General features: G+C 72.9%; 12 protein-coding genes. 7 read left to right on the forward strand and 5 right to left on the reverse strand.

The features are described from left to right. Positions 1 to 473, reverse strand: a 473-nt coding sequence (locus AC0CYZ_RS26050; RefSeq protein WP_472220754.1) for a DoxX family protein, incomplete at its 3' end; no start/stop codon positions are given. A 163-nt stretch (positions 474 to 636) separates the two neighbouring features. On the opposite strand from AC0CYZ_RS26050, the gene AC0CYZ_RS26055 reads away from it, so the two are divergent. The 3 genes from AC0CYZ_RS26055 (at position 637) to AC0CYZ_RS26065 (ending at position 4763) form a co-directional block, all read left to right on the forward strand. Further along, a complete protein-coding gene (locus tag AC0CYZ_RS26055) occupies positions 637 to 2841 on the forward strand; it encodes an MFS transporter (protein ID WP_472220756.1) in 2205 nt (734 codons plus the stop codon). Between the two features lie 249 nt (positions 2842 to 3090). Then, entirely contained in the window at positions 3091 to 3879 is a 789-nt protein-coding gene (locus AC0CYZ_RS26060; protein WP_472220758.1) for an enoyl-CoA hydratase-related protein, read from the forward strand. 230 nt (positions 3880 to 4109) lie between these two features. Further along, positions 4110 to 4763 (forward strand): helix-turn-helix transcriptional regulator, encoded by a 654-nt coding sequence (locus AC0CYZ_RS26065; RefSeq protein WP_472220773.1) that lies wholly within the window; start codon positions 4110 to 4112, stop codon positions 4761 to 4763. Positions 4764 to 4856: 93 nt separating this feature from the next. Here AC0CYZ_RS26065 and AC0CYZ_RS26070 read toward each other — a convergent pair whose 3' ends face one another. After that, complete coding sequence (locus AC0CYZ_RS26070) at positions 4857 to 5057, reverse strand: hypothetical protein (protein ID WP_472220760.1); 201 nt, start codon at positions 5055 to 5057, stop codon at positions 4857 to 4859. Positions 5058 to 5143: 86 nt separating this feature from the next. On the opposite strand from AC0CYZ_RS26070, the gene AC0CYZ_RS26075 reads away from it, so the two are divergent. From AC0CYZ_RS26075 to AC0CYZ_RS26090, 4 genes are all read left to right on the forward strand, one after another. Further along, positions 5144 to 6271, forward strand: coding sequence for an LLM class flavin-dependent oxidoreductase (locus AC0CYZ_RS26075; protein ID WP_472220762.1), 1128 nt, complete (start codon positions 5144 to 5146; stop codon positions 6269 to 6271). A gap of 47 nt (positions 6272 to 6318) precedes the next feature. Continuing rightward, entirely contained in the window at positions 6319 to 7284 is a 966-nt protein-coding gene (locus AC0CYZ_RS26080; protein ID WP_472220764.1) for a quinone oxidoreductase family protein, read from the forward strand. 29 nt (positions 7285 to 7313) lie between these two features. After that, entirely contained in the window at positions 7314 to 8060 is a 747-nt protein-coding gene (locus tag AC0CYZ_RS26085) for an SDR family NAD(P)-dependent oxidoreductase (RefSeq protein ID WP_472220766.1), read from the forward strand. A 215-nt stretch (positions 8061 to 8275) separates the two neighbouring features. Then, complete coding sequence (locus AC0CYZ_RS26090; RefSeq protein ID WP_472220768.1) at positions 8276 to 9088, forward strand: SigB/SigF/SigG family RNA polymerase sigma factor; 813 nt, start codon at positions 8276 to 8278, stop codon at positions 9086 to 9088. Here AC0CYZ_RS26090 and AC0CYZ_RS26095 read toward each other — a convergent pair. The 3 genes from AC0CYZ_RS26095 to lepA all read right to left on the reverse strand — a co-directional run bounded on the left by AC0CYZ_RS26095 (position 9055) and on the right by lepA (position 15135). After that, positions 9055 to 11052, reverse strand: a complete 1998-nt coding sequence (locus AC0CYZ_RS26095) for an FAD/NAD(P)-binding protein (RefSeq protein ID WP_472220770.1) — start codon at positions 11050 to 11052, stop codon at positions 9055 to 9057. The two genes, AC0CYZ_RS26090 and AC0CYZ_RS26095, sit on opposite strands and share 34 nt — an antisense overlap. A 196-nt stretch (positions 11053 to 11248) precedes the next feature. Beyond that, the gene (locus AC0CYZ_RS26100) at positions 11249 to 13096 is read right to left on the reverse strand and encodes a DEAD/DEAH box helicase (protein WP_472220772.1); all 1848 of its coding nucleotides are present in this window, start codon (positions 13094 to 13096) and stop codon (positions 11249 to 11251) included. Between the two features lie 173 nt (positions 13097 to 13269). After that, positions 13270 to 15135, reverse strand: a complete 1866-nt coding sequence (gene lepA, locus AC0CYZ_RS26105) for a translation elongation factor 4 (protein WP_472220775.1) — start codon at positions 15133 to 15135, stop codon at positions 13270 to 13272. Between the last annotated feature and the right edge of the window lie 8 nt (positions 15136 to 15143).

Consider the following 15143-nt stretch of genomic DNA (forward strand, 5'->3'; position numbering starts at 1 on the left):
GCCCGCGCGGCGACCCCGGCCGACCCGAGCAGCCCGGCACCGAGCGCGGCCAGCGCCACGCCCGCGCCCGAGCGCTCGATGCCCAGCGCGTGGTCCAGCGACAGGTCGCCGGGCCCCGCGGCCGCGAGCGCGAAGACCGCGGCGGTGAGGACGGCGTTGTACTCCCAGCCGCCCTTGGTCACCCACGGCCCGTTGGGGGCGTGCACGTGGTAGACCGCCGAGCCCATCGCGCCCGAGATCATCGTCGCCGCCACCCGGGTGGCGAGGCCCGCGGCGAGCAGCGCGCCGCCGCCGGCCTCGGAGACGCCGGCCGCCACGGCGTTGTCCCGGCCCGGCTTGAGGCCCATCCCCTCGAAGCCCGCCGCCGTGCCCTCGATGCCGCCGCCACCGAACCAGCCGGCGAGCTTCTGCATGCCGTGGCCGAAGAACAGCAGCCCGACCACCAGCCGCAGCACCGCCATACCGATTTTCACGAGAGCTCCCGTCACAGCCCGGACAGTTGTCCCATCAAGCTAGACCCGGGGATGGCAGCGCCCGCACGGGGTAGTCGGACGAGGGTCACACGGCCCGCGGCGCCCGATAGGTGCACACTACAATCGATCTGCTCGTTGCCCTGACTAACGAATCGGACCGCCCATGACGACGACGGCACCCGTCGCACCCGTCTCGCGCACCCACCCCGATCACCCGGGGTACAAGTGGCTCGCGCTGTCGAACACCACGCTCGGCGTGCTCATGGCGGTGATGAACTCCTCCATCGTCCTGATCTCGCTCCCCGCGATCTTCCGGGGCATCGGCATCAACCCGCTGCAGCCGGGCAACATCAGCTTCCTGCTGTGGATGATCATGGGCTACATGCTGGTCACCGCGGTGCTGGTGGTCACGCTGGGCCGGCTCGGCGACATGTACGGCCGGGCCAGGATCTACAACGCGGGCTTCGCGGTGTTCACGATCGCCTCGATCGCGCTGGCCCTCGACCCGTTCTCCGGGAGCGGCGGCGCGCTCTGGCTGATCCTCATCCGCGTCGTGCAGGGCATCGGCGGCGCCATGCTGATGGCGAACGCGACGGCGATCCTCACCGACGCGTTCCCCGCCGAGCGCCGCGGGTTCGCGATCGGGACCAACTCGGTCGCCGCGATCGGCGGCTCGTTCATCGGCCTGCTCGTGGGCGGCGTGCTCTCCGAGGTCGACTGGCGGCTGGTGTTCTGGGTCAGCGTGCCCTTCGGCGTGCTCGGCACGGTGTGGGCCTACAAGACGCTGCGCGACCCCGCCGGTCGTCGGTCGCACACGATCGACTGGTGGGGCAACCTGACCTTCGGGGTCGGCCTGATCCTGCTGCTCGTCGGGGTCATCTACGCCATCCAGCCCTACGGCACCCACGCCGAGGGCTGGACCAGCCCGTTCGTCCTCACCTGCCTGATCGCCGGCGTCGTCGTCCTCGCGATCTTCTGCTTCGTGGAGACGCGGGTCGAGCAGCCAATGTTCAACCTGCACCTGTTCCGGATCCGGGCGTTCACCTCGGGCCTGGTCGCGACGCTGATGAGCGCGCTCTCCCGCGGCGGCCTGCAGTTCATGCTGATCATCTGGCTGCAGGGCATCTGGCTGCCGCTGCACGGCTACGAGTACGAGCAGACGCCGCTGTGGTCGGCGATCTACATGCTGCCGCTGACCGTCGGCTTCCTGGTGTCCGCGCCGATCTCCGGGATGCTCTCCGACCGGTTCGGCGCGCGGTTGTTCGCGACCGGCGGCCTCGTCATCGTCGCCATCACCTTCGGCGCGCTGCTCGTGCTGCCGACCGACTTCAACTACTGGGTCTTCGCCGTGATCCTGCTGGTCAACGGCATCGGCTCGGGCCTGTTCATCTCGCCCAACATGACCGGGATCATGAACTCGCTGCCCGCCGACCAGCGGGGCGCCGGCAGCGGCATGATGTCGACGCTGCAGAACTCGGGCATGGCCCTCTCCATCGGCATCTTCTTCTCGATGCTCATCGCGGGGCTCGCCTCCTCGATGCCGACGGCGCTGTTCAGCGGCCTGACCGCGCAGCACGTGCCCGCCGACGTCGCGGGACAGGTCGCGAACCTGCCCCCGGTCGGGACGCTGTTCGCGGCCTTCCTCGGTTACAACCCGATGCAGGAGGTCCTCGGCCCGCAGGTGCTCGCCGCCCTGCCGCCCGGGAACGCCGCGACGCTCGTCGGCAAGCAGTTCTTCCCGAACCTCGTCACCGGCGCGTTCCACGACGGCCTCGTCGTGGTGTTCGCCGTCGCGATCGTCGTGTCGCTGATCGGGGCGGTCGCCTCGCTCCTGCGCGGCGGCAAGTACGTCCACCAGGACACGCCGGCCGACGAGCGCGTCGAGCCCGCCGAGGGTGACCCCGCCGATTCGGCCCTCCCGGCGCCGACCGTCGACCACGTCGACCACGCCCGCCACGTCGAGGAGCACTCGGCGCCGGCTCCGTCCCGACCCGCCGTGGCGGCCGGGACCAACGGGAACGGGAACGGGAACGGGCACGGCAACGGGCATCCCCGGCCGTCGCCGACGCCCGCCCCGAACGGCGGCGGCTCCCTCGTCACCGGACACGTCACGACCCCCGACGGCCGCCCGGTCGGCGCGACCCTCACGGCGGCGGACTCGGGTGGGCGGCAGCTCGGCCGCGCCCGCACCGACGCCGAGGGCGCCTTCACCCTGCACGCCCGGCCCGGGTCCGCGCTGCTCATCTGCTCGGCCCCCGGTCACCGGCCGCGAGCGGAGACGGTGACGATCGGTGCGGGGGGCGTGCGCCACGACGTCGTGCTGGAGCCGTCGGACCGGCCGGCCCGCACGCCGGTCGCCGGGAGCTGACGACGGTTCCATCGCAGTGAGCGTGATCATCGGCCCTGGGTGGTCGTCCCACCGGACCTCCCACCGCCACCCAGGACCGTTGATCATGCGTCGAGGTGCCGCTCCGCGCCCGTGAGCACGTCTCGGCTCGTCGAGTGGACCCTCGGGGCTGCCGGAGCAGCCGTGGGTGTCCACTCGGCGCGAGCGCTCGGCGCAGGTGCCGCGGAGGTCACCAGCGGGGACCGCGGAGCCCACCTAGCCTGCACGACCATGAGCGAACTGGTGCACCTCGACGTCGAGGCCGGCCGCGCGACCATCACCCTCGACTCGCCGGCCAACCGCAACGCGCTGTCCGCCCAGCTGCGCCGGGAGCTGCGCGAGCACCTCGACGCCGCGCTCGCCGACGACGCCGTCCGGGTCGTCGTCCTCACCCACGCCGGGCCGGTGTTCTGCTCGGGGATGGACCTGCGCGAGTCCCGCGGGGCGGGCGCCGGGGACCAGGGCGTCCACGAGTTCCCCGGCATCCTCCAGACGCTGTGGCACTCCCCCAAGCCGGTCATCGCCCGGCTGGCCGGGCCGGCCCGCGCGGGCGGGGTCGGCCTCGTGGCCGCCTGCGACATCGCGATCGGCGCCCGCGCCGGTGGGGACGGGAAGGGCGCCACGTTCGCGTTCAGCGAGGTGCGGATCGGCGTCGTCCCCGCCGTCATCTCCGTGCCCGTGGTGCCGCGCCTGCTCCCCCGCGCCGCCGAGGAGCTCATGCTCACCGGCGAGACCTTCGACGCCGACCGCGCGGCCGCGATCGGCCTGCTCAACAAGGCCGTCGACCCGGCCGCTCTCGACACCGAGGTCACCCGCTACACCGACATGCTCGCCCGGGGCGGACCGCAGGCCCTGGCCGCGACGAAGGCGATGCTGCGGCGCACCCCGGCCCAGGACATGGCCGCCGACTTCGACGCGATGCTGCGCCTCTCCGCCGAGTTCTTCGCCTCCGAGGAGGGCCAGGAGGGGATGACGGCGTTCGCCGAGAAGCGCTCCCCGAGCTGGGTGCCGGAGTCCTGACGACCCCCTGGTCAACTTTCTCGGCCCGGCCCCTCAAGCCTGATCGGGCGTCCGCCGATGGAGTGGTTGTGTTCCCGCTCATGGACCGTCAGTCGTTCGCCCGGCCGGACGCCCCGACACTCTCGGGGCACGGCGTCACCCGAGGGAGCGTCGCCGCAGGGTCGGCGACGGTGGTCCCGCCGGCCGTCCCGGCCGCGCGCTCCCCGCACACGGAACCGCCGGCCGCCGGCGTGCTCTTCACCCCCGCCAACGGGCTCAACGTCGTCGGCGAGCACCTCTCGGTGCTGCTGGTCGACGCGGAGCCCACGCGGCGCGAGGTCGTCGCGCACTCGCTGGTGACCGCGGGAGCCGGGCAGGTCCTCGAGGTCGGCTCGTCGGACGAGGCCCGGGCGCGGGTACGCACCGGTCCGCCCTGCGAGCTCGCCGTCGTCGACCTCACCCTGCCCGACGGCGGCGCCCTCGCCCTCGTCGGCGACCTGCGCGCCCAGGGCTGGCGCACCGTCGTCCTCGGGGGTCCCGACGATCCCGCGGCCGCCCGGGCGGCCTTCGACGCGGGCGCGCTCGCCTACCTGCTGACGTCGTCCTCGGCGCCGCTGGGTGGTCTGCCCCGGCGGTTCCTCGAGCCCGAGCCGGCCGTGGCGCCGCGCGTGGCCGGGGCGTCGCGGGTGGCGGGCGTCGACGACACCCCCTGCGAGCTCTCCCCCCGCGAGGTGCAGGTGCTCCAGTCGGTGGCCGACGGGCACTCCAACCACGAGATCGGCGAGGCACTCGGGCTCTCCGCCCTCACCGTGAAGAGCCACCTCTCGCGCATCGGACGCAAGCTCGGCACCGGGGACCGCGCGCGCATGGTGGTGCTGGCGATGCGCGGCGGCGTCGTGCGCTGACCCCTCAGCGCACGTTGAGGACGATCACCAGCACGATGAGCACGACGAGGGTGCCGGTCACCCACAGCCGGGCGTAGCGACGGTCCACCCGGCTCAGTCCCCGGCGACGCGGCGGCGCTCGAGCGCCGCGAGCCGCCACGCGACGGTGCGCTCCACCACGGAGTCCACGATCGCGGCGATCCCCCAGCACAGCGGGCCGAGGACGCCGACGACGAGGATCACCTGGAGCGTGAAGTCGAGCTGGGTGAGCCAGAGCTCGACGCCGTCCCACCAGGTCGCGACCGCGTGCAGCACGCCGGTCACGGTACGCGCGGGCAGGTCACGTGACGGTGGCGGGCGGAGGTTGACCGGCCCGACCCGGCGGAGCAGCGTGGGGTGCCGTGCCTGTCGAGTTCCTCGGGATCGCCGCGACCAACGACGGGTCGGAGACCCACCCCCGCTCCGGGGGCGCCTTCGACGCCGACTACACCCTGCGCCTCGCCGCCGCCCACGCCGAGCACGGCTGGGACCGCGTCCTGACCGCCTACTCGTCGGGCAGCCCGGACCCGGCGCAGGCCGCCGCCTACATCGCCGACCACGTCGAGGGCCTGCAGCTGCTCGTCGCGCACCGCCCGAACCTGTCGATCCCGACGTTCGCGGCGAAGACGTTCGCGACGCTGGACCAGATGTCGGGCGGGCGGGTCACCGTCCACGTCATCACCGGCGGCAACGACCACGAGCAGCGCCGCGAGGGCGACACCCTCTCCAAGGACGAGCGCTACGGGCGCACCCGCGAGTACATGCAGATCCTGAAGCAGGCCTGGACGCGCGACGAGCCGTGGGACTTCGCCGGCGAGCACTACGCCTTCGCCGACTTCCGGGCCGACGTGAAGCCGCTCCAGCAGCCGCGGATCGGGCTGTCGTTCGGCGGGTCGTCGCAGGCCGCCTACGCCACCGGCGGTGCCGAGGCCGACGTCTACGCGCTCTGGGGCGAGCCGCTCGCGGACACGGCCGGCCAGATCGCGACGGTGCACGCCGCGGCCCGGGCGGCCGGGCGGACGACGATGCCGCGGATCCAGGTCGCGTTCCGCCCCATCCTGGGCGCTACCGAGGAGGCCGCCTGGGAGAAGGCGTACGCCACCGTCGCGCGGATCGAGGAGCGCACCGAGGGCGGGACGAAGCCGCTGACCAACCGCCACCGGCTCACCGACCCGGAGAACGCCGGGTCGCAGCGCCTGCTCGCCGTCGCCGAGCGCGGCGAGCGGTTCGACCGGGCGCTGTGGACGGTGACCGCGAAGGCGACCGGGGGCGGAGGCAACTCGACGGCCCTCGTCGGGACCCCGGAGACCGTCGCGGCTGCGCTGCTCGACTACTGGGACCTCGGCGTCGACATCCTCTCCGCCCGCGGGTACGACCTGCTCGCCGACGCCGCCGAGTTCGGCCGGGAGGTCATCCCGCTGGTGCGCGAGGAGGTCGCGAAGCGGGAGGCCGAGGGCCGCCCCCGCGGGCTCGACGCGCGCGCCGCCTGACGCCGCACCCGTCGCGGTGGCTCGTCGGTCCCGTTAGGTTCGGGCGCATGTTCGCCGTCTACGCGTCCGAGCCCAACGCCGACGACCCCCTCGCCTCCCTGGTGGTGGGCGAGCGGCCCGACCCCGAGGTCCCCGACGGGTGGGTGAGGGTCAAGGTCGAGGCCGCCAGCCTGAACATGCACGACCTGTGGACCCTGCGCGGCGTCGGGATCAAGGAGGACCAGTTCCCGATGATCCTGGGGTGCGACGGGGCGGGCACCCTCGACGACGGCACCCCCGTGGTCCTGCACTCGCTGATGGGCGACCCGGACTGGAAGGACGACGAGACCCTCGACCCGAAGCGCAAGATGCTCACCGAGTGGGCGCAGGGCAGCTTCGCCGACTACGTCGTCGTCCCGAAGCGCAACGCCCTGGTCCGCCCGGAGGGCATGACCGCCACCGCCGGCGCCGTCATGGGCACCGCGTGGCTGACGGCCTACCGAATGCTGTTCACCAAGTCCGGCCTGCGCGGCGGGCAGACGATGCTCGTGCAGGGCGCCTCCGGCGGGGTCTCGACGGCGCTCATCGCGCTCGGGCGCGCCGCGGGCATGCAGGTGTGGGTCACCGGACGCACCGACGAGAAGCGCGAGCTGGCGCTGCGTCTGGGTGCGCACCAGGTGTTCGAGTCCAACGGCAAGCTGCCGGGCAAGGTCCAGGCGGTCTTCGAGACCGTCGGCGAGGCCACCTGGAAGCACTCGGTGCGCTCGCTGCAGCCCGGCGGCACCATCGTCTGCTCGGGCGCCACCTCGGGCAACCAGCCCCCGGCCGAGCTCGCGCAGATGTTCTTCCTGCAGAAGAACCTGGTCGGCTCGACGATGGGCACGCTCGGCGAGCTGCGCGACCTGCTCGACTTCGTCGCCACCACCGGCATCAGCCCCGAGATCGGCCAGGAGCTGCCGATGACCGAGGCGACCAAGGGGTTCCAGTCCATGCTCGACGGCGAGACGGCGGGGAAGATCGTCTTCACCCGCTGACGCTCGTGTGTGCGAGCCGGGAGGCCACGATGCGGGTCCTGCTGACGGGCGGCACGAGCGGCCTCGGCCTCGCCATGGCCCGCGCCCTGGTCGAGGACGGGGCGCACGTCGTGCTGACCGGCCGGAACGGCGACCGGGCGGCCGCCGCCGCCGCGGGCCTCACCGGGCCGGGCCGGGCGCACGGCCTCGGCGTCGACACCCGCGACGAGGCCGAAGTCGCGGCGGGCACCGACCGCGCGGTCGAGCTGCTCGGCGGGCTCGACCTCCTCGTGCTCAACGCGGGGATCGGGATGCGCACCGTCAACCCGCGGTTCCTCGAGGAGCCGCAGCCGTTCTGGGAGGTCACCCCGGAGGCGTTCCGGGCCGTGGTCGACACCAACCTGACCGGCTACTTCCTCACCGCCCGGGCCGCGCTCCCCGCGCTGCGCGACGGCGGCGGGCGCCTGGTCGTGGTCTCGATGAACCACATGACGATGGTCCGGCGCGGGTTCGTGCCCTACGGCCCGTCCCGGGCCGGCGCCGAGTCCCTGGCGCGCATCATGGCCGCCGATCTCCAGGGCAGCGGCGTCACGGTGAACATCCTGCTGCCCGGCGGCGCGACCCGGACCGGGATGGTCCCCGAGGGCGCGGACGGCGAGGGACTCCTCGACCCGGACGTCATGGTCCCCCCGCTGCGGTGGCTCTGCTCCGACGCCGCGGCGGGGGTGCACGACGAGCGTCTCGTCGCGACGGAGTTCGACGACTGGCTGGCGGCGCGGCAAACCCCGAATGTTTGATCTTGCCCCTGCCGGGGCATGCCGATGGTCCGAGGGTTGAGCGAACAGTCCCGGTTCCGGCACTGGTGTCCGCGTCCCCTCTCTCCTTGATCTCCACGTCCGACGCGGACCTGCCGTGCCCTGCAATCCGCACGCGACCGCGACGTGGTTCATCCGGCAAGCCACCGCGGGCCATCCCTGCGTCGTCTCGACGACGGCGCGCCTCGGAGGTCTGCATGAGCGAGCGCACGAGCGCCTACGACCAGTACGCCCCCCTCCTCGAGGAGCTGGCGGCCTGTTCGCCCCACGATCCGCGACGCGACGAGCTGGTGTCCCGGCTCGTGGACGCCTACCGACCCGTCGCCCACAACATCGCCCGACGCTTCTCGCGCCGCGGCGAGTCGGTCGACGACCTCGAGCAGGTCGCCGCCATCGGCCTGCTGCACGCCCTGCGCCGCTACGACCCGACGCAGGGCCGCGACTTCCTGTCCTATGCGGTGCCCACGATGATGGGCGAGGTGCGGCGGCACTTCCGCGATGCGGCCTGGACGGTGCGCACGCCGCGCGGCGTCAAGGACCGCTACCTGCAGGTCGGCACCGCGTCGACGACGCTGAGCCAGCACCTGGGCCGGGCGCCGACGGCGACCGAGCTCTCCGAGCACCTGGGCATCGACCGCGAGGAGGTCATCGAGGCCATCGCGGCGCACCACTCCTACCGCCCGGACTCGCTGGACTCCACGCTCACCGAGAGCACCGAGACGACGATGGCCGACGTGCTCGGGGCCGACGACCCCGACCTGGACCACGTCGAGAGCCGCGCCCTCGTGCGCGACCTCGTCGGCAGCCTGCCCGAGCGGGAGCGGCGCATCCTCGTGCTGCGGTTCGTCCACGAGCAGACGCAGTCGGAGATCGCCGCCCAGCTCTCGATCTCCCAGATGCACGTGTCCCGGCTGCTCAGCCAGACCCTCGAGCGGCTGCGCGAGCGGGCCCGCGTGCGTGACGCGACGAGCGCCGCTCAGCGTCCGGTGGCGGTGGCCAGGAGCGCCTGAGCGCACGCGTCGTTGGCGCGGAAGCTCAGGCTGTTGGTGCGGGGCCGGGTGAACGCACCCGGCAGCCGCACCGTGGTGTGGGGTCCGACGGCGAACAGCCGCGGGTGCGGGTCGTCGTCGGGCCCCGTCAGCACGCGGAAGTCCGAGGCGCGCACCGGGACCAGTCCGGTCGAGTGCACGACGACGGGTGCCTCGCGCCCGTCGATGCGCTCGGCCACCGCGTCGAGCGCGCACGGCGTGGCGCGCTCCTCGAACCGCAGCGTCTCCTCGTCGAGGACCCCGTGGCGGGTGAGCGACGCGAGCATCGGGTCCAGGGTGCGCCGCACGCTCGGCGACGCGAGGCGGGCGTCCACGAACGTCGGCGCCCGCACCTCGCCCTCGAGCGACGCGCCGGTCGCCACGAACTCGGCCGGCCGGCCGTCGTCGCCCTCGTCGATCTCGACCCGCAGCCCCGCACCGAGGAAGGTGACGTAGCCGGCGCGGGAGAGCGCGAGCAGCTGGCGCAGGCGCGGCCCGGGCGGCCCGCTGGCCATCGACGAGAACAGGTTCTGCCACCAGGACAGGTCGAAGGCCCGGGAGCGCTGCGTCAGGCCGCCCCGGCTGGAGAGCTCCCCCGAGGTCATGTACGCCGAGAGCAGCGCGGTGAACGCGCCCAGCTCGGCGGTGTGGGCGGGGTCGACGTGGCGGGCGAGGTCGTCTGCCACGTACTCGCGCAGGTGCTTCTGCAGCGTGTCGAGGTCGGCCTCGATGCCGTCGAGCGGCCGGTCGAGCCGCTCGAAGTCGAGCCGGTCGGACTCCGCGGGCACCGCCTCGGCGACGAGCGCCTCCCGCGCGTCGGAGTACCAGTCCAGCGCGGCGTAGCGCTCCGCGAAGTCCTCCCACGTCGTCGTGACGCGGCCGGGGTGGCCGTGGTGGAGCTCGTGGTACCAGCCCCAGCCGACCTCCTTCGCGATCAGCGGCCACACGTGCTCGCGCAGGCTGACCTCGCCGCGCGCGAGGAGTTCCTGCACCTGCTCGGGGCCGAAGAACCGCGGCAGCGGCGGCCGCGGTCCGCGCAGCGTGTACTCGGTCTTCGCGTGGTAGGGCACGCCGCGGCCGGAGCCGACGTGCAGGAACACCTCGCGGCCCGACGGGACGTAGTCGAGCCGGCCGCGCCCGGACCCGTCGTCGTCACCGGTCGGGTCCTCGACGAAGCGCCCGCCGCGGCCCTCGTAGAGCAGCACCATGAGGTCGACGAACGCCAGGCCCATCCCGCGGGCGATGACGGTGCGGCCCGGCTCGATGGCGTCGAGGTCGGAGTCGGTCGTCTGCTCGGGCGGGAAGTACTGCAGGCCGAGGTCCCGCGACCGCTCGACGATGTCGGCCTCGTCGTCGGAGGGCGTCGCGTCGAGGTGGCCGGAGGCGAGCACGACGACGTCGGCGTCGACCTCCGTGCTGGTCCCGTCCGACTCCTCGATGCACACGCGGCGCACGTCGCCGTCGACGATCCCGGTGGCGCGGCCGTCGTGCACGTGGACCCGCAGGCCCTCGGGGAGCGAGTCGAGCACGCGGCGCAGCACGAAGTCGAGGTAGTGGCTCTGCAGCTGGCGGGTGGGGAACGTGTTCGGGCGCAGCGCGCGGACCTCGTCGCCGACGCGGCCCTCGGGGACCGTCTCGCCGCGCAGGTCGCCGTCGCGCAGCTGCTCGGCCCACTCGATGAGGCTGGGACCGGGGACGATCGGGCCCTCGCAGGTGACGGTGTCGTCGGTGTACATGGTCACGTCGGCGGCCATGGAGTTCATCCACAGCAGCTCGGACTGCGCGGTGCGCCAGATGCGTCCCGCGCCGGGCGGGTACGGATCCACGAGGTGCACGTCGAGGGGGTGTTCGGCGTCGACGCCGTGGCGTGGCGCCGAGGCGGCCAGCCGTTCGAGGACCCCGGTCCCCCGCGGGCCCGCGCCGACGATCACCACCGAGCGCGCCATGTGCCGCCCTTCCTCGTCCGTCCCCTCGACGGTAAGCGCGATCCCACGCCCCCGGCCACTCGGTGTGACGCGCGGCGGCCGCCGCACATTCCCCGGTGGGGCGCAGGACACCCGGCCCCGGAGTGAGCGAAGGGCCCCCTCGCTCGATCTACTCGAGCGAGGGGGCCCTCCGGTCAGAACAACGGGGCGGGGGTGCTCAGCGCGGGCTGCGCTCCCGGCGACCGCCCGTCGACCCACCGGCCTCCGACGCGCGGCGCAGCCCCATCGGCCGGCCGGCGACGCGGGCCCGCTGGAGCCGCTTCACGACGGCCCCGGGGACGTCCGCGGGGAGCTCGACCAGGGTGTGGTCGGTGCGGATGTCGATGTGACCGATGTGCGCCGAGTCCAGGCCGGCCTCGTTCGCGATGGCTCCGACGATCGCGCCCGGCTTCACCCGCTGGTTGTGGCCGACCTCGATGCGGTAGGTGTCGGTACCCGAGCCGACCGTCCACGACGGGGCGGCCGGCTTGCGGCCCCCGCCCTGGCCACGGCCGGGCTTGTCGTCGCGGCCGCGGTCGTCGCGACCCCGCTTCTCGCCCCGGGGCGGCGGGGCCGGCAGGTCCTCGACCAGCAACGGCTTGCCGCCCTGGACCATCTTCGCGAGGGCCGCGGCGAGCGCCGTCGGGTCGACGTCGTGCTCGGCGACGTAGTCGTCGACGATCGTGCGGAAGACGGCCAGCGGGTCGCCGCCGTCCTCGGTGCCCTCGAGGGCCGCGGTGATGCGCTCGGCGAACCGGGCGCGACGGCGGGCGTTGACCTCGTCGGTGCCGGGCACCGACATCTCCTCGACCTTCTGGCGCGTGGTGTTCTCGATCGCGCGCAGCAGCCGGAGCTGGCCGCGGGTGACGAACGAGATCGCGTCGCCGGAGCGGCCCGCGCGGCCCGTGCGCCCGATGCGGTGCACGTAGGACTCGGGGTCGGTCGGCAGGTCGTGGTTCACCACGAGGGTGATGCGCTCGACGTCGAGCCCGCGGGCGGCGACGTCGGTGGCGACCAGCACGTCGAGCTTGCCCGAGCGCAGGTCGGCGATCGTCTTCTCGCGCTGGATCTGCGAGAGGTCCCCGGAGATGGCGACCGAGGCGAACCCGCGGCGGTTGAGGGCCTCGGAGACGTCGGTGGTGTTCTGCCGGGTGCGGACGAACACCAGCGCCGCGTCGAAGTCCTCGACCTGAAGGATGCGGGCCAGGGCGTCGGCCTTGAGCCGGTCGGGCAGCACGACGTAGCGCTGGCGCGTGTTGGCCACCGTCGTCGTCTTGCCCTTGATGGAGACCTCTTCGGGCGCGTTCATGTGCTTGCGGCTGACCTGGCGGATGGCCGCCGGCATCGTCGCGGAGAACAGCGCCACCTGACGGTCGGCCGGGAGCAGGCCGAAGATGTGCTCGACCTCGTCGAGGAAGCCCATCTGCAGCATCTCGTCGGCCTCGTCGAGCACGAAGTACCCGACGTCGGTCAGGTCGAGCGTGCCCTTCTCGAGGTGGTCGGCCACGCGGCCGGGCGTCCCGACGACGATCTGGGCGCCGCGGCGCAGGCCCGACAGCTGCGGGCCGTAGGGCGCGCCGCCGTAGAGCTGCACGGTGTGGATGTGCGGCAAGCCCGCGGCGAACGACTCGATGGCCTCGGCCACCTGGATCGCGAGCTCGCGGGTGGGGGTGAGGATCAGCGCCTGCGGAGCGCGGACGTTGGGGTCGATCCGAGAGAGCAGCGGTAGCGCGAACGCGGCCGTCTTCCCGGTGCCGGTCTGGGCCAGGCCGAGGACGTCGCGGCCGTCGAGCAGCAGCGGGATGGTCTCGGTCTGGATCGGGGTGGGCGTGTGGAAGCCCTGGTCGACCAGGGTGCCGAGCACGCGGTCGTCGAGACCCAGCGTGGCGAAGCCGTTGGGGGCCTCGTCGGGGGCGGTCTCGTCGGCGTCGACGGTCTCGTCGTTCTGGTCAGCGCCGTCGACACCGTCGGTCAGGAACGGGTCGAGCGGGAGATCGGAGTCGGGCAGGACAGCAGCGTCGGTCAACAGAACTCTTTCGGGATGGGGTACGGCGGACGGTTGGAGCTGTCCGCGGACCTTCTCGAAACGGGTCCCACCCAGGCCGACAGCTCGGCACCTGCTCGTCCAGTCTACGCGAGCCGGGCACGACGATCACCGCCACCCGCAGCGGAGCGTGACGTGAGCCTGGTCGCCCCGGGCTACTTCTTGCCCGACTTGGCCTTGTCCACGGCGTTCTGGTCGGTCGAGAGCGCGGCGACGAAGGCCTCCTGCGGGACGTCGACCCGGCCGATCGTCTTCATCCGCTTCTTGCCCTCCTTCTGCTTCTCCAGCAGCTTGCGCTTGCGGGTGATGTCCCCGCCGTAGCACTTGGAGAGCACGTCCTTGCGGATCGCGCGGATGGTCTCGCGGGCGATGATCCGCGAGCCGATCGCGGCCTGGATCGGGACCTCGTACTGCTGGCGCGGGATGAGCTCGCGCAGCTTGGAGGCCATCGAGTTGCCGTAGGCGTAGGCCGCGTCCTTGTGGACGATCGCGGAGAACGCGTCGACCGGCTCGCCCTGCAGCAGGATGTCGACCTTGACGAGGTCGGCGGCCTGCTCGCCGGCGGGCTCGTAGTTGAGCGACGCGTACCCGCGGGTGCGCGACTTCAGGACGTCGAAGAAGTCGAAGATGATCTCGGCGAGCGGCATCGTGTACCGCAGCTCGACGCGGCTGTCGGACAGGTAGTCCATGCCCTGCAGCTGCCCGCGCCGCGACTGGCAGAGCTCCATGATCGCCCCGACGAACTCGCTCGGGGCGAGCACGCTGACCTTCGTGATCGGCTCGTAGATGGCCGCGACCTTGCCGTCGGGCCAGTCGGCCGGGTTGGTCACCTCGGCCTCGCTGCCGTCGTCGAGCTCGAGGCGGTACACGGTGTTCGGTGCCGTGGAGATCAGGTCGAGGCCGTACTCGCGCTCGAGGCGGTCGCGGGTGATCTCCAGGTGCAGCAGCCCGAGGAAGCCGCAGCGGAAGCCGAAGCCCAGCGCCGCCGACGTCTCGGGCTCGTAGGAGAGCGCCGCGTCGTTGAGCCGCAGCCGGTCCAGCGCGTCGCGCAGCAGCGGGTAGTCGCTGCCGTCGATGGGATAGAGCCCGGAGAACACCATCGGCTGCGGGTCGCGGTAGCCGCCGAGCGGCTCCGTCGCGCCCTTGCGCTCCCAGGTCACGGTGTCCCCGACGCGGGACTGGCGGACGTCCTTCACGCCGGTCATGAGGTAGCCGACCTCGCCGACGCCGAGCCCCTGGCAGGGCTTCTGGTCCGGCGAGATGATCCCGACCTCGAGCAGCTCGTGGACGGCGTTGGTGCTCATCATCCGGATGCGCTCGCGCGGGGTGATCTTCCCGTCGACGACGCGGATGTAGGTGACGACGCCGCGGTAGGTGTCGTAGACCGAGTCGAAGATCATCGCCCGGGCGGGGGCGTCGGCGTCGCCGACCGGGGCCGGGACGCGGCGGACCACCGAGTCGAGCACCGCGCCGACCCCGTCGCCGGTCTTCGCGGAGATGCGCAGCACGTCGTCGGGCTCGCAGCCGATGAGGTGCGCGATCTCGCGGGCGTACTTCTCGGGCTCGGCGGCCGGCAGGTCGATCTTGTTGAGGACCGGGATGATCTCCAGGTCGTTCTCGAGCGCCAGGTAGAGGTTGGCCAGGGTCTGCGCCTCGATGCCCTGGGCGGCGTCGACCAGCAGGATCGCGCCCTCGCACGCGGCCAGCGACCGGCTCACCTCGTAGGTGAAGTCGACGTGGCCCGGGGTGTCGATGAGGTGCAGGACGTGGTCGCGCATCTCGCCGTCGGGCCCCGCGGCGTACCAGGGCAGGCGGACGTTCTGCGCCTTGATGGTGATGCCGCGCTCGCGCTCGATGTCCATGCGATCGAGGTACTGGGCCCGGTAGGCCCGGTCCCCCAGCACGCCGGTGAGCTGCAGCATCCGGTCGGCCAGCGTCGACTTGCCGTGGTCGATGTGGGCGATGATGCAGAAGTTGCGGATCCGGTCCGGCGGCGTGAACGTCTCGTCGGCGTAGCCCACGGTGCCGG

The sequence above is a fragment of the Actinomycetospora sp. genome, assembly GCF_055612215.1.

What these genes read in the sequence shown, in the direction of transcription:
- AC0CYZ_RS26055 (WP_472220756.1), top strand. Translation starts at nt 637, where the DNA reads ATGACGACGACGGCACCCGTCGCACCCGTCTCGCGCACCCACCCCGAT.
- AC0CYZ_RS26060 (WP_472220758.1), top strand. Translation starts at nt 3,091, where the DNA reads ATGAGCGAACTGGTGCACCTCGACGTCGAGGCCGGCCGCGCGACCATC.
- AC0CYZ_RS26080 (WP_472220764.1), top strand. Translation starts at nt 6,319, where the DNA reads ATGTTCGCCGTCTACGCGTCCGAGCCCAACGCCGACGACCCCCTCGCC.
- AC0CYZ_RS26085 (WP_472220766.1), top strand. Translation starts at nt 7,314, where the DNA reads ATGCGGGTCCTGCTGACGGGCGGCACGAGCGGCCTCGGCCTCGCCATG.
- AC0CYZ_RS26090 (WP_472220768.1), top strand. Translation starts at nt 8,276, where the DNA reads ATGAGCGAGCGCACGAGCGCCTACGACCAGTACGCCCCCCTCCTCGAG.
- AC0CYZ_RS26095 (WP_472220770.1), bottom strand. Translation starts at nt 11,052, where the DNA reads ATGGCGCGCTCGGTGGTGATCGTCGGCGCGGGCCCGCGGGGGACCGGG.